At 63.5% G+C, this 26,721-nt stretch carries 23 protein-coding genes and 2 pseudogenes; 18 read left to right on the top strand and 7 right to left on the bottom strand.

What is annotated here, in order from left to right; translation table 11 throughout:
* From C6W55_RS18305 to C6W55_RS17475, 10 genes and pseudogenes are all read left to right on the top strand, one after another.
* A pseudogene (locus C6W55_RS18305) lies at positions 1 to 134 on the top strand (transposase); the annotation flags it as partial.
* Positions 135 to 701: 567 nt separating this feature from the next.
* On the top strand, positions 702 to 2,771 hold the full coding sequence (locus tag C6W55_RS17435; RefSeq protein WP_286894083.1) for a bifunctional aldolase/short-chain dehydrogenase: 2,070 nt from the start codon (positions 702 to 704) through the stop codon (positions 2,769 to 2,771).
* A gap of 52 nt (positions 2,772 to 2,823) precedes the next feature.
* A complete protein-coding gene (locus C6W55_RS17440; protein WP_213484137.1) occupies positions 2,824 to 3,195 on the top strand; it encodes a sensory rhodopsin transducer in 372 nt (123 codons plus the stop codon).
* Between the two features lie 13 nt (positions 3,196 to 3,208).
* Positions 3,209 to 4,471 (top strand): L-rhamnose isomerase, encoded by a 1,263-nt coding sequence (locus C6W55_RS17445; RefSeq protein ID WP_213484136.1) that lies wholly within the window; start codon positions 3,209 to 3,211, stop codon positions 4,469 to 4,471.
* 15 nt (positions 4,472 to 4,486) lie between these two features.
* Positions 4,487 to 5,971, top strand: coding sequence for a rhamnulokinase (locus tag C6W55_RS17450; protein ID WP_286894087.1), 1,485 nt, complete (start codon positions 4,487 to 4,489; stop codon positions 5,969 to 5,971).
* A gap of 26 nt (positions 5,972 to 5,997) precedes the next feature.
* Complete coding sequence (locus C6W55_RS17455) at positions 5,998 to 6,771, top strand: DeoR/GlpR family DNA-binding transcription regulator (RefSeq protein WP_286894106.1); 774 nt, start codon at positions 5,998 to 6,000, stop codon at positions 6,769 to 6,771.
* A 16-nt stretch (positions 6,772 to 6,787) separates the two neighbouring features.
* Complete coding sequence (locus tag C6W55_RS17460) at positions 6,788 to 7,516, top strand: (Fe-S)-binding protein (RefSeq protein WP_286894088.1); 729 nt, start codon at positions 6,788 to 6,790, stop codon at positions 7,514 to 7,516.
* Positions 7,513 to 9,753, top strand: coding sequence for a LutB/LldF family L-lactate oxidation iron-sulfur protein (locus tag C6W55_RS17465; RefSeq protein ID WP_286894089.1), 2,241 nt, complete (start codon positions 7,513 to 7,515; stop codon positions 9,751 to 9,753). The genes C6W55_RS17460 and C6W55_RS17465 overlap by 4 nt, the downstream gene beginning before the upstream one ends.
* A gap of 212 nt (positions 9,754 to 9,965) precedes the next feature.
* Positions 9,966 to 11,291 carry a glycoside hydrolase family 140 protein gene (locus C6W55_RS17470; RefSeq protein WP_353682056.1) on the top strand — a complete coding sequence of 442 codons (1,326 nt, stop codon included), beginning with the start codon at positions 9,966 to 9,968 and terminating at the stop codon, positions 11,289 to 11,291.
* An 88-nt stretch (positions 11,292 to 11,379) separates the two neighbouring features.
* Positions 11,380 to 12,099, top strand: coding sequence for a YhcN/YlaJ family sporulation lipoprotein (locus C6W55_RS17475; RefSeq protein ID WP_213484132.1), 720 nt, complete (start codon positions 11,380 to 11,382; stop codon positions 12,097 to 12,099).
* A gap of 46 nt (positions 12,100 to 12,145) precedes the next feature.
* Here the strand turns inward: C6W55_RS17475 and C6W55_RS17480 are convergent, their stop codons facing one another.
* The gene (locus C6W55_RS17480; protein WP_286894090.1) at positions 12,146 to 13,699 is read right to left on the bottom strand and encodes an FAD-dependent oxidoreductase; all 1,554 of its coding nucleotides are present in this window, start codon (positions 13,697 to 13,699) and stop codon (positions 12,146 to 12,148) included.
* 343 nt (positions 13,700 to 14,042) lie between these two features.
* Here C6W55_RS17480 and C6W55_RS17485 point away from each other — a divergent pair, with 343 nt between their 5' ends.
* On the top strand, positions 14,043 to 14,267 hold the full coding sequence (locus tag C6W55_RS17485; protein ID WP_213484130.1) for a helix-turn-helix domain-containing protein: 225 nt from the start codon (positions 14,043 to 14,045) through the stop codon (positions 14,265 to 14,267).
* Between the two features lie 166 nt (positions 14,268 to 14,433).
* On the opposite strand, the gene C6W55_RS17490 is transcribed toward C6W55_RS17485, so the two are convergent.
* The 3 genes from C6W55_RS17490 to C6W55_RS17500 all read right to left on the bottom strand — a co-directional run bounded on the left by C6W55_RS17490 (position 14,434) and on the right by C6W55_RS17500 (position 16,299).
* Positions 14,434 to 14,682 (bottom strand): hypothetical protein, encoded by a 249-nt coding sequence (locus C6W55_RS17490; protein WP_286894091.1) that lies wholly within the window; start codon positions 14,680 to 14,682, stop codon positions 14,434 to 14,436.
* A 135-nt stretch (positions 14,683 to 14,817) separates the two neighbouring features.
* Positions 14,818 to 15,339 (bottom strand): C40 family peptidase, encoded by a 522-nt coding sequence (locus tag C6W55_RS17495; RefSeq protein WP_286894092.1) that lies wholly within the window; start codon positions 15,337 to 15,339, stop codon positions 14,818 to 14,820.
* 99 nt (positions 15,340 to 15,438) lie between these two features.
* A complete protein-coding gene (locus C6W55_RS17500) occupies positions 15,439 to 16,299 on the bottom strand; it encodes an SDR family oxidoreductase (protein ID WP_286894093.1) in 861 nt (286 codons plus the stop codon).
* A gap of 164 nt (positions 16,300 to 16,463) precedes the next feature.
* Between C6W55_RS17500 and C6W55_RS17505 the strand changes: the two genes are divergently transcribed.
* Positions 16,464 to 17,138 carry a tetratricopeptide repeat protein gene (locus C6W55_RS17505; protein WP_213484126.1) on the top strand — a complete coding sequence of 225 codons (675 nt, stop codon included), beginning with the start codon at positions 16,464 to 16,466 and terminating at the stop codon, positions 17,136 to 17,138.
* A 78-nt stretch (positions 17,139 to 17,216) separates the two neighbouring features.
* Positions 17,217 to 18,791, top strand: coding sequence for an SWIM zinc finger family protein (locus C6W55_RS17510; RefSeq protein WP_015254215.1), 1,575 nt, complete (start codon positions 17,217 to 17,219; stop codon positions 18,789 to 18,791).
* A 78-nt stretch (positions 18,792 to 18,869) separates the two neighbouring features.
* Here the strand turns inward: C6W55_RS17510 and C6W55_RS18310 are convergent, their stop codons facing one another.
* Both C6W55_RS18310 and yfbR read right to left on the bottom strand, forming a co-directional pair.
* The gene (locus C6W55_RS18310) at positions 18,870 to 19,247 is read right to left on the bottom strand and encodes a YfbR-like 5'-deoxynucleotidase (RefSeq protein WP_408646078.1); all 378 of its coding nucleotides are present in this window, start codon (positions 19,245 to 19,247) and stop codon (positions 18,870 to 18,872) included.
* Positions 19,248 to 19,346: 99 nt separating this feature from the next.
* Positions 19,347 to 19,730: pseudogene (gene yfbR, locus C6W55_RS17520) on the bottom strand (5'-deoxynucleotidase); the annotation flags it as partial.
* A gap of 591 nt (positions 19,731 to 20,321) precedes the next feature.
* Here yfbR and C6W55_RS17525 point away from each other — a divergent pair.
* From C6W55_RS17525 to C6W55_RS17540, 4 genes are all read left to right on the top strand, one after another.
* On the top strand, positions 20,322 to 21,866 hold the full coding sequence (locus C6W55_RS17525) for a fumarate hydratase (RefSeq protein ID WP_425315965.1): 1,545 nt from the start codon (positions 20,322 to 20,324) through the stop codon (positions 21,864 to 21,866).
* 92 nt (positions 21,867 to 21,958) lie between these two features.
* Positions 21,959 to 22,423, top strand: coding sequence for a hypothetical protein (locus tag C6W55_RS17530; RefSeq protein WP_286894094.1), 465 nt, complete (start codon positions 21,959 to 21,961; stop codon positions 22,421 to 22,423).
* Between the two features lie 19 nt (positions 22,424 to 22,442).
* Positions 22,443 to 24,275 (top strand): two-component system histidine kinase PnpS, encoded by a 1,833-nt coding sequence (gene pnpS / locus C6W55_RS17535; protein ID WP_286894095.1) that lies wholly within the window; start codon positions 22,443 to 22,445, stop codon positions 24,273 to 24,275.
* Positions 24,276 to 24,342: 67 nt separating this feature from the next.
* On the top strand, positions 24,343 to 25,059 hold the full coding sequence (locus C6W55_RS17540) for a response regulator transcription factor (RefSeq protein WP_015254220.1): 717 nt from the start codon (positions 24,343 to 24,345) through the stop codon (positions 25,057 to 25,059).
* Positions 25,060 to 25,074: 15 nt separating this feature from the next.
* On the opposite strand, the gene C6W55_RS17545 is transcribed toward C6W55_RS17540, so the two are convergent.
* On the bottom strand, positions 25,075 to 25,944 hold the full coding sequence (locus C6W55_RS17545; RefSeq protein WP_286894096.1) for a helix-turn-helix domain-containing protein: 870 nt from the start codon (positions 25,942 to 25,944) through the stop codon (positions 25,075 to 25,077).
* 213 nt (positions 25,945 to 26,157) lie between these two features.
* On the opposite strand from C6W55_RS17545, the gene C6W55_RS17550 reads away from it, so the two are divergent.
* Positions 26,158 to 26,718 (top strand): NfeD family membrane protein, encoded by a 561-nt coding sequence (locus tag C6W55_RS17550; RefSeq protein ID WP_286894098.1) that lies wholly within the window; start codon positions 26,158 to 26,160, stop codon positions 26,716 to 26,718.
* Positions 26,719 to 26,721: the final 3 nt, after the last annotated feature.

Raw genomic sequence — 26,721 nt, forward strand, 5'->3', positions numbered from 1 at the left:
GCGCACCGACCCGAAAACAGTTGAGGGCCCGTCCCGTACCCGGCCGCCCGGACTGGGAGACGTACCGGAATACGCGCCGGATGATTGCCGAATTGAAGGCGCTTGCCGCCCGATTGCTGCCGCAGGCGTCTTAGATGTCATTTCTCTGGCATAAGGCTTTCCGCGCGATGGACTCTCGATTTTCTGTCAATCGTCCGTAAAGTTGAAAACGCTTTCTTATTACCGAGAGATTAAAGTTGACTGTTCACCGTACTCTTCTCAACCGCCGGCTGAACGCCTTAGTATTTGCCAACCTTCTGTCTACTGTCGGTTGAGCACAAAGAATCGCATTTGGTTCAGTGAACATCTTCCGATCATGGTTCAACTCAACGGTTGCTTCACGATGACTGCCATCACGGCCTGGCGATTACTCAACATTTGCCCGGCACGAGCTTCCTGATCTTCTTGCGGTCTTCATGATGTTCCTCTTGCATTCCCTCTTGTTGAGCGACGGGGATATGGACGAAAAGGAACCGGAGAGCACCTTTTTAAAGTCCGCGAACAAGTACCACGGCCCCGCATTTCATCAGCCACGCGCATGGCTATTCCAGTCATCTTTATCCCCAAGAAAACAAAGAAAAATAAATCTATACAAAGATAAACAAAAATGATAGTATGAAATCAGAAGAAAACCAACATCCGTTTCGGAGGGAATGGCAACGATGGTGCAAAACTTGTGGGACCCGTCCGCGGCGTCGCAGCTGAAGGGCGGCCTCGAAGAACTTGTCTATCGCTCGAACCTGCTCGGCCGCGACCGGCGCGTCTGCAACTGGGGCGGCGGCAACACGTCCAGCAAAATGATCGTGAAAGATTTCCGCGGCCGTGACGTCAAAGTCATGTACGTCAAAGGAAGCGGCTCCGACCTCGCGACGATGAAGGCGCACAACTTCACCGGCCTGCGCATGGATGACATCCATCCGCTGTTCGAGCGGGATGACATGTCCGACGAGGAGATGGTCGCGTACCTCGCACACTGCATGATCGACGCGAAACATCCGCGCGCATCGATCGAGACGCTGCTGCACGCATTCCTGCCGTTCAAGCATGTCGACCATACGCATCCGGACGCGATCATCAGCATCTGCTGCGCGGACAACGGCCGGCAGATCGCGGAAGAGATTTTCGGCGACCGGTTCGTCTGGGTGCCGTACATCCGCCCGGGCTTCAAGCTCTCGAAAATGATCGCCGAAGGCGTGCTCGCCAACCCGAAGGCCGAGCTCGTCCTGATGGAGAAGCACGGCCTTGTCACGTGGGGCGAAACGGCGGAGGCGTGCTACGCGCAGACGATCCGCATCATCAACGAGGCGGAGGCGTACATCGAAGCGCGCGTCGACAACGCGAAGCTGTTCGGCGGGCAGAAGCACGCGCCGCTGCCGGCGGAGACACGCCGCAAGATCGCCGCGGAAGTGATGCCGGCCGTGCGCGGCGCGGTGAGCGGCGACAAGAAGATGATTCTCGCGTTCGACGATGAAGAAGATGTGCTCACGTTCGTCGGCGGGGCGGACGCGCCCGAGCTGTCCCAGGTCGGCGCCGCCTGCCCGGACCATCTCGTTCACACGAAAGTTGTGCCGCTCTTCGTCGACTGGACGCCGGACGCGAACGATGTCGAAGGCCTCAAGCAGAAACTGATCGACGGCATCGCCGCCTACAAGGAGCAGTACAAAGCCTACTTCGAGCGCAACAAGAATGAAGGCGACGTCATGTTCGAAGCGGCGCCGCGCGTCATCCTGATTCCGGGCGTCGGCATGATCAACACAGGCAAGAGCAAGGCGATGGCGAACGTCAGCGGCGCGCTCTATCATCGCGCGATCGCCGTCATGCGGGGCGCCGCGGCGCTCGGCAAGTTCGTGTCGCTCAGCGAGAACGAATCGTACAACGTCGAATATTGGCCGCTTGAACTTTACAAGCTGACGCTCGCTCCGCCGGAAGCGGAATTCTCCCGCCAGGTCGCGTTCATCACGGGCGGCGCAGGCGGCATCGGCAGCGAGACGGCGCGGCGGCTGGCGGCGGAAGGCGCGCATGTCGTGCTCGCCGATCTCAACCTCGAGGGCGCGCAGAAGGTGGCCGAGGAGCTTAACGCGAAGTACGGAGAAGGACGGGCGCTGGCCGTGAAGATGGACGTCACCAAAGAGTCGGAAGTGCAGGCCGCTTACAAGGAAGCCGCGCTCTACTACGGCGGTGTCGACATTCTCGTGAACAACGCGGGACTCGCCACGTCCAGCCCGTTCGAAGAAACGTCGCTCGACGAATGGAACCTGAACATGAACGTGCTCGGCACCGGTTATTTCCTCGTCGCGCGCGAAGCGTTCAAGGTGATGAAGGAGCAGAACACGGGCGGCAGCATGATTTTCGTCGGGTCGAAAAACTCGGTCTACGCCGGCAAAAACGCCACCGCCTACAGCGCGGCCAAGGCGCTTGAAGTCCATCTCGCCCGCTGCATCGCCGCCGAAGGCGGACCGCTCGGCATTCGCGTGAACAGCGTGCTGCCGGACGCGGTGCTGCAGGGCTCCGCGATCTGGAACAGCGCGTGGCGGAACGAGCGGGCGGCCGCGTACGGCATCGAGCCCGACCAGCTTGAAGAGTATTACCGCAAGCGTACGACGCTGCTCGTGAACATCTACCCGCGCGACATCGCCGAAGCGATCGCGTTCTTCGCTTCGTCGAAGGCGGCGAAGACGACGGGGTGCATGCTGACCGTCGACGGCGGCGTGCCGGCGGCGTTCACCCGCTGATCTTTTGTGCATTGGACGAATCAACTTCCAAATTGAAAGGGAGGGCGAATCCATGTACAAAGCTTTCGGCCACACCCACTGGATCATTCCGGACGGCTACATTCCGGAGACGAGCAGCGGCGCGCTGGTCAGCCACGAATCGGTCTGCGTGCTGAACGGATCGTCCGAGGAAGCGCTGCTCAAGTTCACGATCTATTTCGAAGACCGTGATCCGATCGAAGATATCCCGTATGTCGTGCCGGGGCGCCGTACGAAGCACATCCGCACGAGCTCGCTCGTCAAGGACGGCGAGCAGATTCCGGCGGGCGTTCCTTACGCGATCGAGGTCCGCAGCGACATTCCGGTCGTCGTGCAGTACAGCAGGATGGATGCGACACAGGCGGAGAACGCGCTGATGTCGGTCATGGCTTACCCGGTAAAATAAGGAGGAGCGGCGAATGGAACGAAACATCGAGCAAGCATATGAAGCGGCCAGGGCGCTCTACGCGGCGCACGGGATCGATACGGACAAGGCCATCGAGCGCCTTCAGTCGATCAAAATTTCCGTGCACTGCTGGCAGGGCGACGACGTGCAAGGGTTCCTCTTCCGCGGGGGCGGGCTGGGCGGCGGCCTGGCCGTCACCGGCAACTATCCGGGAGCGGCGCGGACGGCGGACGAACTGCGCGCCGACCTCGAGAAGGCGCTGTCGCTCATTCCCGGCAAACACAAGGTGAACCTCCACGCCATTTACGCCGACACCGACGAGAAAGTGGATCTGGATGCGCTTGAGCCGCGGCATTTTCAGAGCTGGGTCGATTGGGCGAAGGATCAGGGGCTCGGCCTCGACTTCAACCCGACGTGCTTCTCCCATCCGAAAGCGTCCGACGGCTTCACGCTGAGCCATCCCGATCCGGCTGTCCGCCGATTCTGGATCGACCACTGCAAGGCTTCGCGCAAGATCGGCGCGTATTTCGGCGAACAACTCGGGCAGACTTGCGTCACGAACGTCTGGATTCCGGACGGGTTCAAGGACGCGCCGGCCGACCGGCTCGCTCCGCGCATCCGGCTGAAGGAAGCGCTGGATGAGGTGTTCGCGGAGAAGATCGATCCCGCGGTTCACCTGGATGCGGTGGAGAGCAAGCTGTTCGGCATCGGTTCCGAGGCATACGTCGTCGGATCGCACGAATTTTACATGGGATACGCCATCCAGAAAGGGACGCTGCTCTGCCTCGACGCGGGCCATTTCCACCCGACCGAGAGCATCGCGGGCAAAATGTCGGCGCTCTCGCTGTTCACCAGCGGCCTGCTGCTCCATGTGAGCCGGCCGATGCGCTGGGACAGCGACCACGTCGTCATCCTCGACGACGAGACGCAGGAGATCGCCCGGGAGCTCGTCCGCTGCGGCCTGCTCGATCGGACGCATATCGGGCTGGATTTCTTCGATGCGAGCATCAACCGCGTGGCCGCCTGGGTCATCGGCACGCGCAGCACGCTGAAAGCGCTGCTCAGGGCGATGCTGGAGCCGGCGGACCGGCTGAAACAGGCCGAGCTCGAAGGCGATTACACGACGCGGCTTGCGCTGACGGAAGAATTCAAGACGTATCCGTTCGGAGCGGTGTGGGACTACTATTGCGCGAAATCGGGCGTGCCCGTGCGCGAGACGTGGCTTGACGAAGTCCGGGCGTACGAGCGGGACGTGCTGGCGAAGCGCAACGGATAAGGAGGCGGATGCGGCATGGCGGTGCTGGCGTTCGATCTCGGCGCCGGAAGCGGCCGGGCGCTGCTCGGCCGGCTGACGGACAGCCGGATCACGGCGGAGGAGATCCACCGCTTTCCGAACGATCCGGTTGCCGTGGGCGGCCGGCTCCACTGGGACATTCTCCGCCTGTACCACGAGATCAAGCAGGGCATGCTGATCGCCGGACGGCGGGGCGAGGACATCCGCGGCATCGGGATCGATTCGTGGGCGGTCGACTACGGCCTGCTTGACGCGAGCGGCGAGCTGCTCGGCAACCCGTACCATTACCGGGACAGCCGGACCGACGGGATGATGGAGCGTCTTTTCGAGAAGGTCGGTGCGGACGAAATATTCGTGCGGACCGGTATCCAGTTCCTTCCATTTAATACGATCTACCAGCTCCTCGCGATGAAGGAAGCGGATCATCCCGCGCTGCGCGAAGCGCGCCGGTTCCTGATGATTCCCGATCTCATCCGGTACTTCCTGACCGGCGAGGCGGCGAACGAGTTCACGAACGCGACGACGACGCAGCTCTACAATCCGGTGAAGGGCGATTGGGATGATCGGCTGCTCGAGGCGATCGGCATTCCGCGGGGCTGGTTCGGTCCCGTGCTCATGCCCGGCGCCGCCGCGGGGGAGCTTCGGGGCAGCGTGCAGTCGGAGCTCGGACTCGGCCCGATCCGCGTCGTCGCGGTTGCCGAGCACGACACCGGCTCGGCGGTGGCGGCCGTGCCGGCGGAGAGCGATTCGTTCGCCTACCTCAGCTGCGGCACCTGGTCGCTGCTCGGCACGGAAGTGCCGCAGCCGGTGCTCACGGAGGAAGCCCGGAAGCTCAATTTCACGAACGAAGGCGGCGTCTCCGGCACCTACCGGTTGCTGAAGAACATCATGGGGCTCTGGATTCTCGAGGAATGCCGCCGCACCTGGAAGCGGGAAGGCCGGGAGGCATCCCATGCCGAGCTGCTCGCCCGGGCAGAAGCGGCGAAGCCGTTCGCCGCGCTGATCGATCCGGACGATCCGTCGTTCCTCGCGCCCGGCGACATGCCGGAGCGGGTCAGGGCGTACGCGAGCCGCACGGGCCAGGCAGCGCCGCAGGAAGACGGCGCGATCGCGCGCTGCGTCCTCGAAAGCCTCGCGCTGAAATACCGCCATATCCTCGAACAGACCGAGCGGCTGTCCGGTCGGAAGTTCGACAAGCTGCACATGGTCGGCGGCGGCATCCAGAACAAGCTGCTCTGCCAATGGACGGCGAACGCGATCGGCCGCCCCGTCTGGGCGGGTCCGGCTGAGGGAAGCGCGATCGGCAATCTTGCGGTACAATGGATCGCGTCGGGAGATCTCGCGGACATCCGCGAGGCGAGAAAGGTGATCCGGGATTCCTTCCCCGTGACGGTGTACGAGCCCGAACCGGGATCGGCGGCCGCCTGGGAGGAAGCGTACGGACGCTGCGCTGCCCTGTGGGGGAGCTGCGCGGCGGGCTGACGGAATCTACAGGGATGGTGAAGACCATGCTGGCTGCGGAACGGCAGGAATTTATCGTGCGGGTGGTGAACGAGCGCGGCAGCGCGCGCGTCTCCGAACTGGCGGAACTGTGCGGCGTGACGGAGGAGACGATCCGCCGGGATCTCGACCGGCTCGAGGAAGCGGGCCGGCTCCGGCGGTCGCACGGCGGCGCCGTCAGTGTGCGGGATGCGGATCTGTCCGGCGGACCGCAGGAAATTCCGTACTACGAGCGCGAAATCACGCATGCCGAGGAGAAGCGGCGGATCGCGGAGGAAGCGGTGAAGCACATCCGGCCGGGCGAGCGCATCCTGCTGGACGGCAGCTCGACGGCCTGGTACGTGGCGCGCATTCTGCCGGACATGCCGCTGACGGTGCTGACGAACTCGGTCAAGGCGGCGGCGGAGCTCGGCAGCAAGGAGCGGATCGAGGTGCTGTCGACGGGCGGGCTGATGTCGCACCGCTCGCTGTCGTTCGTCGGACCGCTCGCCGAACGGGCGCTGGACGATTTCCATGTCGAGAAAGCGTTCCTGTCCTGCAAAGGCATCCATCCCGAGCGCGGCATCAGCGAATCGACCGGCCTTCAGGCGCAGATCAAGCGGAAGATGGCCGAAATTGCGGATCATGTGTTTCTGCTGGCGGACGCCAGCAAGTTCGGCGTGCAGGCGTTTGCCCGGGCGCTCGATCTGGGCGCCGTGAATACGATCATTACGGACCGCGGGCTCGACGAGCCGACGGCCGAATCGTACCGCGCGCTCGGCATCGAGGTCATTGCCGTATAGCCGGGAGGTGCGCTATTTGAAAATCTCACTGTTCATTACGTGTATCTGTGACGCCATGTTCCCGGGCGTCGGCGAAGCGATGGTCCGGCTGCTGGAGCGGCAGGGGATTCGGGTCGATTTTCCGGAAGGCCAGACGTGCTGCGGCCAGCCGGCGTTCAACTCGGGCTACTGGGACGATGCCCGCGCGGCGGCGCGCACCGTGCTGGATGCGTTCGACGACAGCGACTTCGTCATCGCGCCTTCGGGCTCGTGCGTCTACATGCTCCACCATTACCGGGAGCTGTTCAAGGACGATGCCCGACGCCTCGGGCAGGCCGAGCGGCTTGCGGCGAAAACGTACGAGTTTTCGCAGTTTCTCGTCCAGGTGCTCGGCGTCCGCGATCTCGGTGCCTTTTTTCCGCACAAGGTGACGTACCATCCGTCCTGCCACGGCAGCCGGCTGCTCGGCGTGAAGGACGAGCCGCTTGAGCTGCTCTCCGCGGTGCGGGGCCTCACGTTCGTGCCGCTGCCGATGGCCGAGGACTGCTGCGGTTTCGGCGGCACCTTCGCCGTGAAGATGGCGGACATCTCCGGCGCGATGGTCGCCGAGAAAGCGGAGCATGTCACGGAGACGGAAGCGGAAGTGCTCACCGGGCTCGACATGGGCTGCCTGATGAACATCGGAGGCCATCTTCGCCGCAGAGGTGCGAACGTCCGCGTCATGCACCTGGCGGAACTGCTCGCCGAGGGGGTGGAGCGCGCATGAGTCTCGATTCCCGCGATACGGTGAAGGAGCGGGCGGAAGCGGCGTTGGAGGACGATTTTCTCCGCCAGGCGGTCCGCTTCACGACGGAGCGGCTCCGCTCGGGCCGGCTGCAGGCGGCCGGGGAGCACGGCAACTGGGAAGCATGGCGCGAGCGCGGCCGGCAGATCCGGCTGCACACGATCGCGCATCTGGACTATTATCTGAATCTGTTCGCGGAGAACGCGCGGGCGAACGGCGCGCAGGTGCATTTCGCCCGGACGGCGGAGGAAGCGGTGCGCATCGTGCAGGAGATTGCACGCCGCGTTCAGGCGAAGACGGTCGTCAAATCGAAGTCGATGGTGACCGAGGAACTGCATCTGAACCAGGCGCTCAAGGAGATCGGCGTCAAGGCGATCGAGACGGACCTCGGCGAATACATCATCCAGCTCGCGGGCGAAGCGCCGTCGCACATCATCATTCCGGCCATCCACAAGAACAAGGCGCAGATCGCGGAAGTGCTGTCGGAAGAAGCGGGAGAGCAGCTGCCGCCCGACACGAAAGTGCTTGCCGGTTTTGCGCGCAAGCGGCTGCGGGAGGAATTCCTGAAGGCGGACATCGGCATGACCGGCTGCAATTTCGCGGTGGCCGAGACAGGCTCGATCTGCATTTTCGAGAATGAAGGGAACGCGCGGATGGTGTCGACCGTGCCGAAGGTGCAGATCACGCTGATGGGCATGGAGCGGATCGTGCCGTCCTGGGCGGATCTCGAAGTGATGGCGACGCTGCTGCCGCGCTCGGCGACCGGCCAGAAGCTGACCGTCTACCTGTCCGGCATCAGCGGCCCGCGGCGGCCGGGGGACGGCGACGGGCCGGAGGAGATGCATATCGTCATCGTCGACAACGGCCGGTCGAACCAGCTCGGCGATCCGGAGTTCCAGGAGCTGTTGAACTGCATCCGCTGCGGCGCCTGCCTCAATGTGTGCCCGGTCTATCGGCACATCGGCGGCCACGCCTACGGCAGCACGTACAGCGGGCCGATCGGCGCGGTGCTGACGCCGGCGCTCAAGAAGAATGTCGCGGAATGGGACGACATCGCGAACGCTTCCAGTCTGTGCGGCGCATGCTGGGAAGCCTGCCCGGTGAAAATTCCGCTGCACGACATGCTCGTCTACCTGCGGCGGCGCAAGGCGGAAAGCCCGCACCGCAGCGCGGGCGAGGCGGCGGCGATGAAGGCATACGGCCTCACGATGGCGAAGCCGGGGCGGCTCTCCGCCGCGCTGAAGCTGGCGCGGTTCGGCCAGCGGTTCGCCGGGAAAGGCGGCGAGATCCGCGCGCGGATCGGTCCGCTGGACGGGTGGATCAAGCATCGGGCCTTGCCGATGCTGCCGCAGGAGTCGTTCCGCGACCGGTGGAAGAAGCTGAATACGGGCGGTGTAAAGCCGCATGATCCGGCCGTGGAGGAGCGGCTGTGCGCGGCATTGGCGAAGCGCCGGGGCAGCGGAGATGCGGCGCATGTTCAAGCGCCGGTTCAAGCGCAGATCCAGGCGGCTTCGCCGGAGCCGGCGCCGATGCCGGACGACCAGCGCGCCATGCTCGGGCATATCGCGGCGAAGCTGGGCCATCCGCCGCGGACGGCGCCGGCGGGCCGGGCGCTTCGCGGCGCGCCGGATTTCTGGCACGCGTTCGCGCTGCCGCCGGAGGAGCGCCGCGAGCGGTTCGCCGCCAATTTCCGGGCGGCCGGCGGCCATGTCGCCAGCGTGCCCGACCTGCACGCGGCATCGCGCTACATTGCGGAGCGGGCGGCAGAGCGTGGCGCATCCAGCCTGCTCCTGCAGGATGCGCCCGAACTCGCCGGCCTGGCGCTGGACAGCGCGATGCCGGACGCGTGCTTAAGCGTCTGGAACCGCGATCCGGCCACGGATTGGATCGCGGAGGCCGCCGGCGCGGACGCGGGCGTTGTGCTCGCCGACTGCGCCGCGGCGTACACGGGCACCGTCGCGCTCCTTTCTTCCAGGGGGCGCGGCCGGTCGGTGAGCCTGCTGCCGCCCGTGCTGTTCATCGTGCTGCCGGCTGACCGGATCCGCACGCGGCTGGGCGAAGTTTTCGCCGAATTCGACGCGGGCGGCCGGAGCGCCATGCCGGCGGGCGTTCATCTTATTTCCGGCCCGAGCCGCTCGGCCGACATCGAGAACGATCTGACGATCGGCGTGCACGGGCCGGGCGATGTCCATGTGATCATCGTCGGTTCATCCGAATAATCGGATGTTTCTGAGAAATGTGAACAAAATCTTATCATTGTCATCTGGACAATATCCTTCCATAGCGGTAAGGTGGCGTTAGGTTCGGAAGGCGGCATTCGGCCGCATTTCCGGTCTCCGCTGCGGGAGGATTTGCGCCGCGCGCGTCTACCTGCGCGCGGCTTTCCGCTTTCAGGTGTTTGATCACTTTGAATTGCCGGGGGTGCACGGAGATGATGATGCAGAGGCTGCGGATCGGCAACGGCGGAAGGCATCTGGCATTGGAGGACGGACGGCCTTTTTTCTGGCTGGGGGATACGGCGTGGGAGCTGTTCCACCGGCTCACGATCGAGGACGCCGAACATTATTTGCGCACGCGGTCCGGGCAGCAGTTCACGGTTATTCAGGCCGTCGCGCTGGCGGAATTCGAAGGCGTGACGACCGCAAATGCTTACGGAAGGCTGCCGCTCAAGACCGGCGCGAACGGATTGCCCGATCCGGCATATCCCGATACGGACGGTCCGAATTCTTATTGGGACCATATCGATGCGGTCATCCGGCTGGCGGAATCGCTTGGCCTGTACATTGCGCTCCTGCCTACATGGGGAGACAAGTTCAACAAAGCCTGGGGGAAAGGACCGGAGATTTTCACGTCGGACAATGCCTGGCGTTACGGCCGCTGGCTGGGCGAACGGTACCGGGATGCGCCGAACATCGTCTGGGTGCTCGGCGGCGACCGGGCGTTAAATACGCGGCGGCATTTCGACATCGTCAGCCGGATGGCGGAGGGCCTTACGGAAGGCGACGGCGGCGCGCATCTGATCACTTATCATCCGCAGGGCGGCGACTCGTCGTCGCGGCAGCTTCATGATGAACCTTGGCTTGATTTCAACATGATTCAATCCGGTCACGGCGAAGCGATGATCGCCAACGATGTCCGCGTGCTGGCGGATTACGAGCGCGAGCCGGTGAAACCGGTGCTGGACGCCGAGCCTTGCTATGAAGACCATCCGATCGGGTTCAAGGCGGCGAACGGCTATTTCGACGCCGCCGATGTGCGCAAGGCCGCCTATTACGCGCTGCTGTCGGGCGCCTGCGGCCACACGTACGGCCACCATTCCGTCTGGGCGATGGCGGACGGTCCGATGGCCGGCGCGGCGTCGCACGGCAATCCGGGCAACTATATTGTGATGAGCTGGCGGGACGCGCTCCGGCGGCCGGGCGCGGAGCAGATGCGCTGGCTGCGCGCGTTCGGCGAGCGGTATGCGCCGGCGGGGTTCACGCCGGACGCCGGTCTGCTCGCCGGCAATTTCGAGGGGGCGGGCCGCCAGGTTGCGGCAAGGGGCGAAGGATGCGCCGCCGTCTACACGCCGTCGGGACCGTATGTGGATGTGGCGGCCGGCCTGAAGGGCCTGAATGCGGCCGGAGCGAAGTGGTACGATCCGCGCAGCGGCGAAGAGCGTCCGGCAGCGGCTGTTGCCGGCGATAAGGCGCTGCGGTTCTTCACGCCGACCGCCGGCCGGGGCGAGGATTGGGTGCTCGTCGTACCGGAAGGTTGATGCGGCTGCTCCCTCTCGAATAGGATTCGATGCGACGGCGAACGCTAACGGCGATGGCATCGAATGCTTCGAAAGGGAGGTGCGCGCCATGAAACGCAGGGCAGCGGCCATCGCCGTGCTGGCCGCCGGCGCCTTGATGTTCGCCGGCTGCGCGGAGACGCAGGGCGATGTCGGCAATCGCAACATCAAGGAGAAAAGAATCCTCAAGGACGGCAACGGCAATCTTGTCATCGACCGGCGGTTCGCGAACGACCAGCTGAACGAGCAGAACCGGGTGTACGGCCGCCGGCTCAACAGCAACAATCTGATCGGCAACCATCAGAATTACCGGATGGAAGCCAGCCAGGACATCGCCGATCGGATCCGGAAGGCGGAAGGGTTGAGTGACGTCTATGTCATCCTGACCGACCGCAACGCCTATGTCGCCGTCAACAAGCGGATCGACGCCGGCGACCGGCTGAAGCGCGGAGCCGCAGGCGCCGACGGACTTCCGAGTTCGCGGACGGGATCGCGCGCCGGGCTGAACAACAAGACAGCCGGGGGAAAAACCGGCGGCAACGGCAAGTCCGGCGGCACTCTGGAAGAGCGGATCGCCCGGCATGTGAAGGAGATGGCGCCGATGATTGAGCGCGTCTATGTGTCCGAGGAGCCGGACTTCGTCAGCCGGATGAGCGAGTACATCCAGACGGCGCGCCGCGGCGAGCCGATCCAGGGATTCATCGCCCAGTTCAACGCGATGGTGGAGCGGCTGTTTCCCGCGGAGTCGGGCATCCGCATCAGCAGAAGCAACTCCGGCATTTACGATTGATGCGAACGGCCGGTCAGGGTCGACCTGACCGGCCTTTCTCATGCCGCTATTTCTCTGATGATGCCGGCTGCGGCTCCAGCCGCGCCAGCGGCTTCATGGCCGGCCCTTCCACGACATTGCCCTTGTAGTCGAACCTGGAGCCGTGGCACGGGCAGTCCCATGTCCGCTCGCCGGGGTTCCACCTCACCTCGCAGCCCATGTGGGTGCAGGTCGTGTCCACAAGATGCAGCTCGCCTTGCGGGTCCCGGTAGGCGCCCGCGCGCTTGCCGTTCAGCTCGACGACGGCGCCTTCGTCCGGCGCCAGCGATTCCGGCGTCCGTCCGGGTTTCTCCAGCTTGCCGGAAATGAGTGAGCCCGCGACCCGCGCGTTCGAGCCGACAATTACGCGCAGATCCGGATCGGCATGAAAACGCGACGGCGTGAACAGCTCCGCATACCGGTTGTCGCGTCCGAGCGCCAGATCCACGATCAGCATGGCGGCGGCGGTGCCCCCGGTCATGCCCCATTTGCGGTAGCCGGTCGCGACGAGGATGTTCGGCTTGTCCTTGTCCGGCGGGCCGACGTACGGCACCTTGTCGGTCGTGATGATGTCCTGCGCGGACCAGCGGTACGCGACCGATTCGGCGCCGAACAGCCGCTCGCCGAATTCGGCCAGCGCGGCGTAGCGCCGCTCCGCATCCTCCGCCGCGCCGGATCGGTGGTTCTCGCCGCCGATCAGCACGAGCGGCCCCTCCGGACTGCCCGCCCGGCGCAGGGAGCGGCGCGGCTCGTCGGCGCTGATGTACATCCCGCCGGGATACGGCTGCTTCGGCCGGATTGCGACGACGTACGACCGGTCGATGTGCAGCCGGGCGAACAGCCCGCCGGTCTTGTCGATGAACGGATAGTGGCTGGCCGCCACGACGGCGTTGCAGCGGACCTTACGGCCACCCTCCGTCCGCACGGTCGGGCGGCCGCCGTCCGTGTCGACGCCGGTCGCCGTCGTCTTCTCGTGGATGCGGACGCCGAGCCGCACGGCTTCATCGAGCAGCCGCCGCATGTAGCGCAGCGGGTGGAAGCGCGCCTGCTTCCGCATGACGAGCGCCGCCGCTGCTTCCACGGGCACCGGAATTTCCGCGACAAGCTCGCCTTCGATGCCGAGGGCGTCGTAGGCGCGCAGCTCCTGCTCCAGCTTGGCGACCGACCGATTTTCCGTCACATAGACATAGGCGTCTTCCTCCGCCCATTCGCAGTCGATGTTCCACTCGCGCACCCGGCCTTCGATGAAGGTCATCGCGTCGCGGTTTGCTGCATAGTACAGCTTCGCCTTCTCTTGGCCGAAATGGGCGATCAGCTCATCGTAGATGAGATGGTGCTGCGCCGTCACTTTGGCCGTCGTATGTCCCGTCGTGCCCCGCAGCACGCGCGACGCCTCGAGCACGATGACGCGCGCGCCTTCCTTCGCCAGCAGCCAGGCGGCCGTCAGCCCCGTAATGCCTGCGCCGACGATTACAACATCGGCATCCGTGTCTTCCTGCAGCGGCTGGAATTCCGGCAACGGCTCGGACTCGATCCAGTACGACAGCGTGTTCTCCGGCAGACCGGCATTTCCTCCCGTCATTCCTGCGGCAGCCTCCTTCGCATAACCCCGGAAAAAGGGCATTCGTGCTTGTGCAGGAATAGTTTCTCTTGTCCGCGGCGGATTCATACCGACCGGCCGGCCCGCCTGATCTTACTCAACACAACCGCTAAGGAGCCCCGGACTTTGCATTCTTCGTTCAATCCGGACACGTCTTTTCTTCCGCATTTCCTTTCCGCCTGATGAGCAGACGCCCGAAAAAGCGCGCCGCTCAGCCCATTTCTGCCGCTTGCCGCACCACATGTTCCCGCCATTCATAAGATAAGTTGACTGTATCCCTTAACCTTGTTAAACCATCACATTACAGGCAAGGAGGGGTGACAACTTGAAGGGCAGCGAGCACAAAAGCAAATTTCTTTTGACGCATCGCGAGCGGGAAGTATTCGAACTCCTTGTTCAGGACAAGACGACGCGCGACATAGCACAACAGCTGTTCATCAGCGAAAAGACTGTGCGGAATCATATATCGAATGTCATGCAGAAGCTCAACGTCAAAGGCCGTTCTCAAGCGGTTGTGGAGCTGATCAAGCTCGGGGAGCTCAAAATATAGCGCATCTGATACAAGGAACCTTCTGTTCGCTCCTTCACGGAGTGGAAGGAGGTTTTTTATTGCGTCTTGCAGTCGTTCGGGACAAGCGCCCGAAAGACAGCGAAGCGCCCCGAACCTTGCGGTCCGGGGCGCTGCTTTTGCCGGGGCCTTTAACGGCGTTCGGCCGTTACAGACGGGATGCGCGAAGAATGATGACGAGCAGAATGAAGAGAACGAGAACGGTGCCGGTATCCGAGTAGCGCTTCTTCGGCATGCAATGTTGATGATGATAGCCGGTTCCGGCCATGCCATACATTCCCGGATGGACGGACGCGTAAGGATGGTGTCCGATCGCGCCCGCCGCACCGGCTCCGATGTGAACGTCCGCGCCGAATCCCGCTGCTCCCGCTGCACCCAGATTGCCATAATCCGCCATGTCCCATACACTCCTTCACTGGTTTTTGGAATTTGGTGAATTGCACATTGACAATGTATGCGCAGGGGACATCAGCGGGATGGCAATCCGCCTACCGCAAGCAAAAATAGGTCCTTGCCCCGCCCGCCGCATGCGTCAGGTGTTGATTTTGAAATGAAACTCGGGATGTTTGTAGATAAGCTCGAAATGGGGGGCGGAACCGAGCACGCTGTCCAGATCTTCCGGCGTGAACAGGAAGAAATCGTTATAAAGCGGGTAACCGGCTCCGTAGTAGTAGCAGAGCCATACCAGCTTCGAACAGTAGATGGATGACCACGGATCTTCCAGCGGTATCGCCGGCGAGAATGAGAACGGCGGCACGATGATGCCTTTCGCGTAGTTGGCCTGGCAAGCCTGATGGTACGTGATGGCATACTGCGCACTGCCCGCGGCCAGCCAGTCCGGAATCGGCCGGTAGTGCGCGTGTTTCGGATGCTGCATGAAAAATTCCGCTGCCGGAGCGCGACGCACGTAAGGAAACGTCACGACCGCCTCGACGATTTCGTCCGGGCCGACGGCGATGGCGCTGTGGCCGAGGAAACCCGTCGGCACGGCCAGCATATTGTCGCAAGCCGTCAGCACATCGCCCGGCCTCAGGACGCGGTGTGCAAAGTTCATCCGGATCACCACCCACACCACTATATGCGGCATGGGCGGATGTCGTGCTTTTTTTTGTGACCCAACGGATGCGTCCGCACGGAAGCGGATGACCTGCCCTCAACCGTTCACGATCTTGCCGCCGTTCAGATGGAGCGTCTGGCCGGTCATGTACGTCGAATCGCCGCTGGCGAGAAAGACGTAGGCGGCAGCCAGTTCGGACGGTTGACCGGGCCGCTTCATCGGCGTGTCGGTGCCGAATGTCGCCGTGTCTTCCGCCGCGAAGGTGGACGGAATGAGCGGCGTCCAGATCGGCCCGGGCGCGACGGCGTTCACGCGGATGCCCTGCGCTGCAAGATTTTTGGCCAGCGCGCGGGTGAACGCGACGACGGCGCCCTTCGAAGCGGAATAGTCGATCAGCGTTGGGCTTCCTACATAGGCGGTGACCGATGCGGTGTTGATGATCGCCGCGCCTTCCTTCAGATGCGGCAAGGCCGCCTTCGTCAGGTGGAACATGCCGAACACGTTCGTGCGGAAGGTCCGCTCAAGCTGCCCGGCGGTAATGTCCGTGAGGGCAGGCTGCGGATGCTGCTCGGCCGCGTTGTTGACGACGATGTCCAGCCGGCCGAACGTCTGCACGATCCGGTCGATCGCCTGCTCGCAGAACGCCTCGTCGCCGATATCGCCGGCGATCAGCAGACAGCGTCTGCCGAGCTCTTCGATGCGGCGCTTCACATTGTCCGCATCCTGCTGCTCGTTCAGGTAGATGATCGCCACATCGGCGCCTTCCTTCGCGAAGGCGACGGCCGCGGCGTGGCCGATGCCGCTGTCTCCGCCGGTGATGACGGCGGCTTTGCCGGTCAGTTTGCCCGCCGGCTTGTAGAGCGGCGACTCGATCTCCGGATGGGGCTGCATGGCGGTCTCCGTGCCGGGCTGCCGCGTCTGGTGCTGCGGCGGGAAGATCTGCGTCGTGCCGGCCATTTCATTCGCCTCCTTGCATGCTGTCGGAATCGGCGGAAAGTTCCGCCGCATGCTTAGGTTGGGATAAACGGCAGGCCGTCATGCATCGCGCCGCTTGCCTTGGCTGCCGGTGGGCCGAATGGTAAGATAGTGCCGTAACCGGATTCGGGAAGAGGGGATCGTGCGTGTTCGGTAAATTTGCGATTTTCAGCTTGCTCTGGATTTTGCTTGGCAACCCGGTTGCCGCCATCGTCGTGCTGATCATCATCCTTTACATATTGGACCGCAGATTCGTCGGCCTGTCCCCGAGCGTGGTGAAACCGTTCAGGCGGGCGCGGCGGATCCGTCAGCTGAAGCAGCAGCTCTCGCTCAACCCGAACGACATGTCCGCGCGGATGGAGCTTGCGCATCTGCTCATCGAGCGCAAAGCATACGGCGAAGCGAGGCGGCTGCTCGAGCCGGCGGCGGAGACGATGGCGCATTCGGCCGAATATTGGGACGATCTCGGCACGGCGCTGCTGTTCACCGGCAGCCGGGCGGAAGGCGAGAGCGCGATCCGGCGGGCGCTTGACATCAATCCGCGGGTGAAATACGGTCAGCCGTACCTGCGGCTCGCCGCGGTGAACCGCGATCAGCCGGAGAAAGCGCTGAAGCTGCTCGACGAACTGCAGGCGATCCACTCCTCTTCCTGCGAAGCCTATTACCGGATGGGCATGATCTACAAGGCTCTCGGCCGCAGGGAAGAAGCGCGGCGGGCGCTGGACGAGGCGGCCGCCCTCTATCGCACGCTTCCCCGCTACAAGCGCCGGGAAGAGCGGCCGTGGGCGATCCGGAGCCGGCTGGCGCGGCTGTTCGCATGACCGGGCAGGCCGGCTGGCGCGGCGCAGCGGATCGGGCGGTGCGACCGCGGACGGCATCATCCGGAGAGGAGACAAGCAATGACTCGGCTGGCAGATGAACGATCGGAACAGCTGATGCGGGCGCTGGCCGGCGGCATGCCGCTTGACCGTGTGGCGGAAGGGCATGCCCTGTACCGCGGCGGGCGCGTCCTGGTCATGGAAGTCGTCATGAACACCGTGTACGGCGCGGTGAACGACGGGACGGTGTATGCCGTCACGCTCGATGCGGACGATATGGCGTACAGCACGTGCACCTGTCCGGAGGATGCGGCATGCGTTCATATGGCGGCGCTTTTCTTCCGCTACTGCGAATCGGCGGGCGGGGATGCGGATGCGGTGCTGCGGATGATGACGGAGGGCGCCCGCGGGGACGCGGACGGCGGGGCGGGCGCCGTGTCCGGCGGGACGGACGGCCCGGAGGCGTGGGCGGAATGGTTCGCCGGACGGTTCGGGGCCGTCTGGCAGCAATGCCGCCATTCGCTCCACCCGCTTCAGCCGGTGCTGCTGGAGGCGAAGGGAAAGGCCCGGGATTGGCCGCGTGAGATGCGGCGCCTCCATTGGCTTCAGACCGTGCTGCTCGTGCTGGAGCAGGCCGAGCACGCCTACGCCGTGACGGACCCGTCGAACCGCTACTATTACGAAATGTCGTTTTCCCGCTCGGTCGAGCCGTGGGTTCAGCATTGGCTGGAGCTGCTGCACGAGACGGAACCCGTCCCGGCGAACGATGCGGAGGAACGATGGCTGCGCGCCATCGCGCTCCGGCTGCGAAATGCCGCGCTTGACGAGACATTTAAACTGCTGCGCTGGGATGAGCTGTATGTCGCGTGGTGGGACCGCTTCGCCGGCTGGCCGGATGCCGTTCGCGAAGAGCGCGAAGTGATCGGACGGCTGGCGGATCAGGTTGCCGATGCGGACACGACTGCGCATTCATCTTCACCGCGCGCGTCCGCCGTCCTGACCGCCCTGGCCTTCTTCCGCTGCAAGGCGGGCGACCATGTCGGCGCAATCGACGCGATGAGGCGGACGCCGTTCGAGCGCACGTCGACCTTCGTCCTGCGGTTCGCCGAGCGCTGCCTTGCGGAAGGCGATTTCGCCGCGCTGGAACGATGGATGCGGTTCCTGCAGGAGCAGCTTCGCTTGACCCGTGTCGCGGCGGTGCTGAAGCCGTATCTGAAACTGTGCCGTTCGGCAGACGAGCGGCAGCCGGACAATCCGCTGTGGATCCGGATGATGCGGGAGTGGCTGCCCGTATCGTACGGGGAGCTGTCGGCGCATTATCTGTCGCGCGGGCGCATGCGGGAGTGGACCGATCTGCAGCTTGCCATGGGCATCCGGCCGGAGGATCTCGATCCCGGCCATCTCCGCGTTCTGGCGAAGGAGGCGCCGGAACTGCTGCTGCCGCTGTTCCACCGGGCGGTGGACGAGTCGGTGCGCACCCGCGGCAGGCAGGGCTACCGCGCGGCAGTCCGGCATCTCAAGCGGCTGGAGAAGCTGTACCGCGCGGCCGGCCGGGAGGAACGCTGGCGGATGTTCATCCGGGAATTCCGCATCCGCCACGCCCGGCTCCGGGCGCTGCAGGAAGAGCTGCGGTACGCCAATCTGAGCGATGATTGAGGAAGCGGCCGGCCCCGAGGCGCCAGGCAGGCGCTGCGGGGCCGAATTTCATGCATTTCAACGGATGCGGGGGGCGCCTCACGTCTCGCCGGACAGCTCGTCCAGCGTCTTGCTGAAGCTTGGCGCGAAGCGCTCGAGGAACCATTCCGCCTCGGGCAGCGCCAGCCGGTCGAGCGAAGCTTTGATCTGGCGGAAGGCGACCGCGAATTCCCGGTTGCCGGAGGCCAGCTCGACCGTGCATTTCAGATAGGCGTCCAGGAGATCGGCGGCTTTCAAATATTTGCGGAGTTCCACGTCGGTATCGTCGATGTTTCTTATGACGGATCCGTTCCGGTCGCCGACCCGCATGTCGACGCCGGGCTGGGAATCTTCGCTATTTCGAGACTGGCTGCTGATCCGCATGTCGTCACAGGGTTGTGTATCTTCGCTGTTTCGCGATTGGCTGCCGTTTCGCATTTCGTCACCGGGTTGCGAATCGTCGCTGTTCCCATTGCCGGCTTCGTTCCGGTCGACGTCCCGTGCTGCATTTTCTCCGCCGCTTGCATCCGCTCCGGACTCGCTCCGTTGCCACGTCTTGCCCGTCAGGAGCGGCGCGTACGCTTCCCTGAGCGGCTCGGGCACCATGGCGGCGAGCCGTTCCGCGGCCAGCGCCTCGATCTCGCGGAAGCTGTCCAGCATCCGCGGATTGTGATGCTTGACCGGCGTCGGAATGTCGCCCGTGAACACTTCGGTCGCATCGTGGAACAGCGCCATCGCCGCCGCGCGGTCCGCGTTCAGCCGCCTGCCGAAGACGCGGTTGCCGATCTCGCACAGCAGATGCGTCAGCAGCGCGACATGATAGGAATGTTCCGCGACGTTCTCGCGCGTCGTGTTGCGCATGAGGCTCCAGCGCTCGATATGGCGCAGACGGTACAGGTACGCCAGAAAATGACTCTCCACTTCCGCCGACTCCCTTTCTCATCCCCGAGTTCGAACTATCGGATGGTGCTGCGAATTGCGACCGGTTGCGGGTTGGCGCTGGTCGTCCGGCGGCGCAGATGAACGGCATTCTGTGCCGTTAATGGCGGTCTCGCGGGTGCCGGCGAGGCCAATAACGGCATTTCGTGCCGTTATTGGCTCGTTGGAGCCGCCCGCCATGGTCGACTGCGCGAATTAACGGCATTCTGTGCCGTTAATGGTGGTCTCGCGGGTGCCGGCGAGGCCACTAAAGGCAAATCGTGCCGTTAGTGGCGTGTTTGGAGCCGCTAGACCTGTCCGAAAGTGATCGCCAACGAAACCACGTTCCGTTAATGTCGTTCCCGCAAGCGGTTAAATGCCGCTAACGGCCCCCGTTCCGTTACAAACAAAGCGAAGCTGTCCAATCCGCCCGACCGCCCTCACCGCGAATTCGCAGCTCATCATCAACTTCCTCTATTCTACCATACTTCGTTCCTGGGCTGATGCAGGTCTGTGCATCCGGACTTCACTCCCATGCGCGCAAATGTGGTATGATAAGAAGGAGAGCATAGATCAGAGAGGAGCCGGCTGTACATGATCGAACAATTTGAAGAGAGCATATACCGGCTGATCGTCGAGACGTCGACCAATCTGCCGGGCGACGTGCGCCGGGCGATCAAGGCGGCGCAGGAAGCGGAGGACCGCGCGACGCGGGCGGGGCTGTCGCTCAGCACGATCGCGTCCAACATCCAGATGGCGGAGTGCAACGTGTCGCCGATCTGCCAGGACACCGGCATGCCGACGTTCGTCCTGCACGTGCCGGTCGGCGCGAACCAGATCGTCATGAAGGAGAAGATCCGCAGCGCGATCGCGCGCGCGACGAAGGACGGCAAGCTGCGCACGAACTCCGTCGATTCGCTGACGGGCGCCAATTCGGGGGACAACCTCGGCCCGGGGACGCCGGTCATCCATTTCGAGCAATGGGAACGGGACGAGATCGAAGTCCGGCTCATCCTGAAAGGCGGCGGCTGCGAGAACAAGAACATCCAGTACAGCCTGCCCGCCGAGCTGGAAGGGCTGGGCAAGGCCGGCCGCGACCTGGACGGCATCCGCAAATGCATTCTGCACGCCGTCTATCAGGCGCAAGGGCAAGGGTGCAGCGCCGGATTCATCGGCGTCGGCATCGGCGGTGACCGGACGACCGGCTACGAGCTGGCGAAGCAGCAGCTGTTCCGCCGCGTCGACGACGTGAACCCGGTTCCGGAGCTGCGGCAGCTTGAAGAATACATCATGGACGCCGCGAACAAGCTCGGCATCGGCACGATGGGCTTCGGCGGCAACGTGACGCTGCTCGGCTGCAAGATCGGCGCCATCAACCGGCTGCCGGCAAGCTTCTTCGTCTCCGTCGCCTATAACTGCTGGGCGTTCCGCCGCCAGGGCGTGCTGATCGACGCCGGAAACGGCGAAATCAAGGAATGGCTGTATCCGCGCGGCGACGAAGTGTCGATGGAAGAAGAGCCGGAGGCGGCCGCGCAGCCCGCGGAGACGGAACAGCGCCGCGAAGTGCGGCTGAAGACGCCGCTGACGGAGGAGCAGGTGCGGAATCTGCGCGTCGGCGACATCGTCATCCTCGACGGCGAAATTCATACCGGCCGCGACGCGCTGCACAAATATCTGGTTGACCATGATTCGCCGGTTGATCTGAACGGCGCGGTCATCTACCACTGCGGTCCGGTCATGCTGAAGGACGAGCAGGGCGAATGGCATGTCAAGGCCGCCGGTCCGACGACGAGCGCGCGCGAGGAGCCGTATCAGGGCGACATCATCAAGAAGTTCGGCGTCCGCGCCGTCATCGGCAAGGGCGGCATGGGCAAGAAGACGCTGGCGGCGCTCAAGGAGCACGGCGCCGTCTATCTGAACGCGATCGGCGGTGCGGCGCAGTATTATGCCGAGTGCATCAAGCGCGTCAACGGCGTACATTTCCTCGAGTTCGGCATTCCGGAGGCCATGTGGCATCTGGAGACCGAAGGGTTCGCGGCGATCGTCACGATGGACGCCCACGGCAACAGCCTGCACGCCGACGTCGAGCATGACTCGCTCGCAAAGCTCGAACAGTTCAAAGAACCGGTCTTCAAGTAAAAAAGACGGTATCCGAACGCAAAGAAAGCGTGATTCCCACGAGAACCTTTACATCATTCACATCCGCATTCAACCGGTGGTATGACCGCCGGATGTCGCTGCTGACCCCGGGAGCACTGCTCCTGGGGTTCTTGTGCTCGGACGCGCTGATCGGCGGCGTGCCGCTCGTGCCCTGGCTGTTCGCGTACATCACGTTCGCGATGGGCCTGGGCATCCGCGCGCAAGAGGTGAAGCTGGCGTTCACACGCCCGCTGCCGATGCTGGCGGCGCTCGCCGCGGCCCATATTCTCATGCCGCTGGCGGCATGGGGAGCCGGGAGCGCGCTGTTCGGCGCGGAGTCGCCGTATGTCGTCGGTTTCGTGCTGCTCATGCTCATTCCGCTCGGCATCGTCATCGGTCTCGGCTATTTCCGTCCGGAGGCCGCCGTGCCGGTTGTGCTGTCCATTCTCATTCAGCAGCCGGGAGCCGCGCTGTTCCGAAGTCTTCTCAGGAAAATTTACGAGCGGGGCGCTGGCCGAAAGGCGCCCGGCGAGGTTACGATGGAGCGGAAAGGCTGAACCGCGGAGGGGGAAGAGGATGAACAGTTTCCGTTCGCGGCTTGCGGCGGTGATGATCGGCCTGGTCGGAATGGCGGTGGCAGCCGCGGGGATCTACATGGCCGTCACGTTCGAACGGAGCCATTATGATGCCTTGCGGGACAATCTGGTCCGCGAGATCGGACTGATCGAGGATGCCGTCGACTGGCACCCGGCGGCCGGTACGGACGCTTACGCCCGTTTCACGGAGCGGGCGCGGCATTACCGGTCGATCACCGGCGCCCGCGTCACGTTCATCGCCGGCGACGGCACGGTGCTCGGCGATTCGGATCACGATCCGGCGTCGATGGACAACCATCTGGACCGGCCGGAAGTGGCCGAGGCGCAGCGGAAGGGTGTCGGCTACGATGTCCGGCGCAGCGATACGACGCATCACAACATGATGTATGTCGCCGTGAAGCGGGAGGCGGGGGATGCGGACGGATTCATCCGTCTCGCGCTCGATGTCAGCGAAATCGAGCAAGGCATCCGCCGGCTCTGGTTCGGGCTCATCACCGGGCTGCTGCTGCTCCTCGCGGTCGCGGCGGCGGCGAGCTGGCGGATCGCCCGCGGCATGACGAAGCCGCTGGAAGCGGTCACCCGCGCGGCGCAGCGCATCCGCAACATGGATTACGAAGCCAGGGTCGAGGTGGACCCGCGCGGCGAGATCGGCGAGCTCGGACGCGCGGTGAACGCGATGGCCGAAAGCCTGCAGCAGCAGATGGTGCGCATCCGGCAGAAGGAGAGCCAGCTCGAGAGCGTGCTCGACAACATGACGAGCGGCATCGTCATGATCAATCGCGCCGGCGTCATCCTGCTGCTCAACCGGATGGCCGAGGAGCTGCTCGGCATGCCGGCTCACGAGCTGCTTGGGCGCCAATATACGGAAGCCCGGCAGCAGTACGAACTGGTGCGACTGATCGGGGATGCGTTGGAACGGCGGGAACATCTCCGCGACGAGCTGACGTTCTACTACCCCGAAGAGCGGCAGATCGAGATCAATCTCGTGCCGATCGAGGGCCGGGACGATTCCGGCGGGCTGCTGCTCGTGCTGCAGGACGTGACCGCCATCCGGCGGCTCGAGCGGATGCGGAGCGAATTCGTCGCCAATGTCTCGCACGAACTGAAGACGCCGATCGCCGCGGTGAAAGGTTTCGCCGAAACGCTGCTCGGCGGCGCCTGCAGCGATCCGGAGACGCAGCGCGCGTTTCTCAAGATCATCCATGACGAGAGCGACCGGCTCAACCGGCTCGTGAACGACATCCTCGAACTGTCGAAGATCGAGTCGCGGCGCGCGCCGCTCCTGTTCTCGCCGGTCGAGCTCGGGCCGTTCATCGGGAAGACGGTCGAGCTGCTCGCGAAGGAAGCGGAGCGGAAGAACATCCGGATCGAGACGGAGGTCGGGGACGAACTGTACGTCGAGGCGGATGAGGACCGTCTGCGCCAGATCGTCGTGAATGTGCTGTCGAATGCGATCAATTACACGCCCGAAGGCGGCCGCGTCCGGATCCAGGTTGAACCGGTCGCATCCGGAGACGGACAGATCGCGGAGGAAGATGACTACGATGCGATCCGCATCCGCATCTCCGACAACGGCATCGGCATCCCGAAGAAAGATTTGCCGCGCATCTTCGAGCGGTTCTACCGGGTGGACAAGGCGCGCTCCCGCAGTTCGGGCGGCACCGGACTCGGCCTGTCCATCGTGAAGCATCTCGTCGAGCTTCACCGGGGGTCGATTGCCGTCGAGAGCACGGTCGGCGTCGGCACGACGTTCACGATCGAACTGCCGGTGCTGCAGGAAAGTGCAGGCGACGCGGGACTCTTTTTACAATAGCTTAACACTTCGCCGGACAGGTCATGGTATAGTAGAGTTGATGATCCCACTCATTCGGGGGTTGCCCATGGCAGAACGCATTCTGGTCATCGAGGACGAGCCGACGCTGGCGCGTCTCCTGTCGTACAATCTGATGCAGGAAGGATACGAGACGACGGTCGAGGGCCACGGCAGCGACGGGCTGCAGGCCGCGCTGCGGCAGTCGTTCGACCTCATTCTGCTGGACATCATGCTGCCCGGCATGAACGGCTTCGAAATTCTCACGAAGCTCAGACAGCACGGCGTCCGCACGCCGGTCATCATTCTGACGGCGCGCAATGCGGAGGATGAAGTGGTGCAGGGATTGCGGCACGGGGCGGACGACTACATGACGAAGCCGTTCGGCGTCGCGGAGCTGCTGGCGCGCGTCGCGGCGGTGCTGCGCCGGTCGCGCAGCGGCGAGGCGGCGCCGGCCGCGGAAGAGAACGTCATCCGGGTGGGGGACCTTGCCATCTATCCGGACAAGTACGAGGTGACCGCGGGCGGCGAGCCGGTAGCGCTGAGACCCAAGGAGTTCGAGGTGCTGCTCTATCTCGTGCAGCGTCCGGGCGTCGTCGTGACGCGGGACGATCTGATGAACGTCGTCTGGGGGTTCGACTATATCGGCGGGCAGCGGACGGTCGATGTGCACGTCAGCTCCCTGCGCAAAAAGCTGGAGCTGAGCCCCCAGTCGGTGCAGATCGAATCGATCCGCGGCGTCGGCTACAAGCTCGTGCTGCCCCGGAGGGAGGGGGTAAAACACTGACCATCCGCCTCCCTTTCACTTCCGGCTCCAGGACAGCATCCGCTTCTGGTACGCTTTCGGCGAGCAGTCGTTGTATTTCTTGAACATTTTGTAGAAATGCGCCATGTTCGGAATGCCGATCATTTCCCCGATTTCCGATATGCTGCGGTCTTCCGTCAGGAGAATCCGCTCCGCCCACTTGATCTTCCGGAAGTTGACGTATTCCGTGAAGGAAAGCCCCACCGTCTTCTTGAAAAATTTCACGAAATAATAATAACTCATGTTGGCGAGCTTGCAGACGCGGTCCACCTGGATGCGGCCGGTCAGATTCGCTTCGACGTAGTCAAACACCGGCTTGAGCCGCTGCAGGTCGAAGCTGTCGAGCTCCTCGAGCATGCGGCGGTTGTCGTTGCGCAGCAAGAGCAGCAGGATGCGTTTCAGCAGAATGTTCACGGCCAGTTCATAGCCGATCGACTTGGCGGCGGCCTCGTCGAAGATGCGCTTCACGCATTCGGCGATTTCGGCGCGCACCTCGGGTTGTTCGCGGAAGATATAGTTCAGCCGGCTGAGCGGATGCTGCGTCTCGTTGAAATAGCGGAGGTAGGGCATCGTGCTCGGGTCGAAAAATTTGTCCAGGTCAAACTGCAATACATAATAGTCCAGTTCCCGCGTCACGGCCCGGTCGCAATGGAGCTGGTTCGAGCCGATCAGGACGATGTCGCCGGGTCCGATATGGTGCTGCTCGTCTTCGATCAGCACGTGCAGCTCGCCGCCGACGACCAGCAGCAGTTCGACTTCCCGATGATAATGCCAGCTGATAAAAACGTCGTCGTAACGCTGCGGGCGAAAAATTTTGAGCGACAACAGCGGATTTTCGTATTCGACTTTCTCCTTGTAGGCCTCCACGCATTTTCACCGGCTTTCACAAAATCGCATAATTGTGCAAACGTTTTTACTTTCGGTCAGCTCTATTCTATCGGGAGTTGAGACCAAAAATCAATAGTACTGTCAGGCGGCTGCATTTTGCAGACAAACCTTAACATTCGTTGGAACTTTAGGGAGTAATGTTCGTATATTCTATTGGAATCACGGAATTGGCGAAGCAGGGGAGGGGTGTGAATGGAAGCGCTGTTCTGGGCATGTCTGATCGGCGGTATCGTCTATTCCGTCGTCACCATCGTGTTCGGCGATATTTTGGGCGATGCGCTGGACGGATTGCTGGACTTCCTGCCCGACGGGCTGGACTGGCTCCACCCGATGACGGTCGTGGGCGGAATCACCGTGTTCGGCGGTGCCGGGCTCATGCTCGGCCATTATACGAACCTTGCCGTGTGGGGCGTTGTCGCCTTTGCGCTGCTGGCCGCCGTCATCATCGGAGCGGGCGTCTATTTCTTCTATGTCCGGCCGATGCGGGCGACGGAAAGTTCCACGGGCTACTCGATGGAGGAAATGCCGGGCAAGCTGGCCGAAGTGCTCGTTCCGATTCCCGCCGACGGCTACGGGGAGGTGATGCTCCGGATGGGAGCGGCCGGGGTGACGAACCGGATGGCCGCGAGCTTCGACGGCGTGCCGGTGGAGGCCGGCGCACAGGTCGTCGTCGTCGAGGTGCGGGACGGCACGCTGTACGTCTCCAGGCTGGATTCCGATTTTTCAAGCAATATTCCGGATGAGAGGAGATAGTCT

This window comes from Thermobacillus sp. (assembly GCF_003390775.1).
GTDB lineage: Bacteria > Bacillota > Bacilli > Paenibacillales > Paenibacillaceae > Thermobacillus > Thermobacillus xylanilyticus.

Excerpts from the sequence above, each read along its gene's own strand:
- C6W55_RS17435 (WP_286894083.1), top strand. The coding sequence starts at position 702 with ATGGTGCAAAACTTGTGGGACCCGTCCGCGGCGTCGCAGCTGAAGGGC.
- C6W55_RS17445 (WP_213484136.1), top strand. The coding sequence starts at position 3,209 with ATGGAACGAAACATCGAGCAAGCATATGAAGCGGCCAGGGCGCTCTAC.
- C6W55_RS17450 (WP_286894087.1), top strand. The coding sequence starts at position 4,487 with ATGGCGGTGCTGGCGTTCGATCTCGGCGCCGGAAGCGGCCGGGCGCTG.
- C6W55_RS17455 (WP_286894106.1), top strand. The coding sequence starts at position 5,998 with ATGCTGGCTGCGGAACGGCAGGAATTTATCGTGCGGGTGGTGAACGAG.
- C6W55_RS17440 (WP_213484137.1), top strand. The coding sequence starts at position 2,824 with ATGTACAAAGCTTTCGGCCACACCCACTGGATCATTCCGGACGGCTAC.
- C6W55_RS17475 (WP_213484132.1), top strand. The coding sequence starts at position 11,380 with ATGAAACGCAGGGCAGCGGCCATCGCCGTGCTGGCCGCCGGCGCCTTG.
- C6W55_RS17490 (WP_286894091.1), bottom strand. The coding sequence starts at position 14,682 with ATGGCGGATTATGGCAATCTGGGTGCAGCGGGAGCAGCGGGATTCGGC.
- C6W55_RS17550 (WP_286894098.1), top strand. The coding sequence starts at position 26,158 with ATGGAAGCGCTGTTCTGGGCATGTCTGATCGGCGGTATCGTCTATTCC.
- C6W55_RS17500 (WP_286894093.1), bottom strand. The coding sequence starts at position 16,299 with ATGGCCGGCACGACGCAGATCTTCCCGCCGCAGCACCAGACGCGGCAG.
- C6W55_RS17470 (WP_353682056.1), top strand. The coding sequence starts at position 9,966 with ATGATGATGCAGAGGCTGCGGATCGGCAACGGCGGAAGGCATCTGGCA.
- C6W55_RS17495 (WP_286894092.1), bottom strand. The coding sequence starts at position 15,339 with ATGAACTTTGCACACCGCGTCCTGAGGCCGGGCGATGTGCTGACGGCT.
- C6W55_RS17510 (WP_015254215.1), top strand. The coding sequence starts at position 17,217 with ATGACTCGGCTGGCAGATGAACGATCGGAACAGCTGATGCGGGCGCTG.
- pnpS (WP_286894095.1), top strand. The coding sequence starts at position 22,443 with ATGAACAGTTTCCGTTCGCGGCTTGCGGCGGTGATGATCGGCCTGGTC.
- C6W55_RS17525 (WP_425315965.1), top strand. The coding sequence starts at position 20,322 with ATGATCGAACAATTTGAAGAGAGCATATACCGGCTGATCGTCGAGACG.
- C6W55_RS18310 (WP_408646078.1), bottom strand. The coding sequence starts at position 19,247 with ATGCGAAACGGCAGCCAATCGCGAAACAGCGAAGATACACAACCCTGT.
- C6W55_RS17540 (WP_015254220.1), top strand. The coding sequence starts at position 24,343 with ATGGCAGAACGCATTCTGGTCATCGAGGACGAGCCGACGCTGGCGCGT.
- C6W55_RS17530 (WP_286894094.1), top strand. The coding sequence starts at position 21,959 with ATGTCGCTGCTGACCCCGGGAGCACTGCTCCTGGGGTTCTTGTGCTCG.
- C6W55_RS17480 (WP_286894090.1), bottom strand. The coding sequence starts at position 13,699 with ATGACGGGAGGAAATGCCGGTCTGCCGGAGAACACGCTGTCGTACTGG.
- C6W55_RS17465 (WP_286894089.1), top strand. The coding sequence starts at position 7,513 with ATGAGTCTCGATTCCCGCGATACGGTGAAGGAGCGGGCGGAAGCGGCG.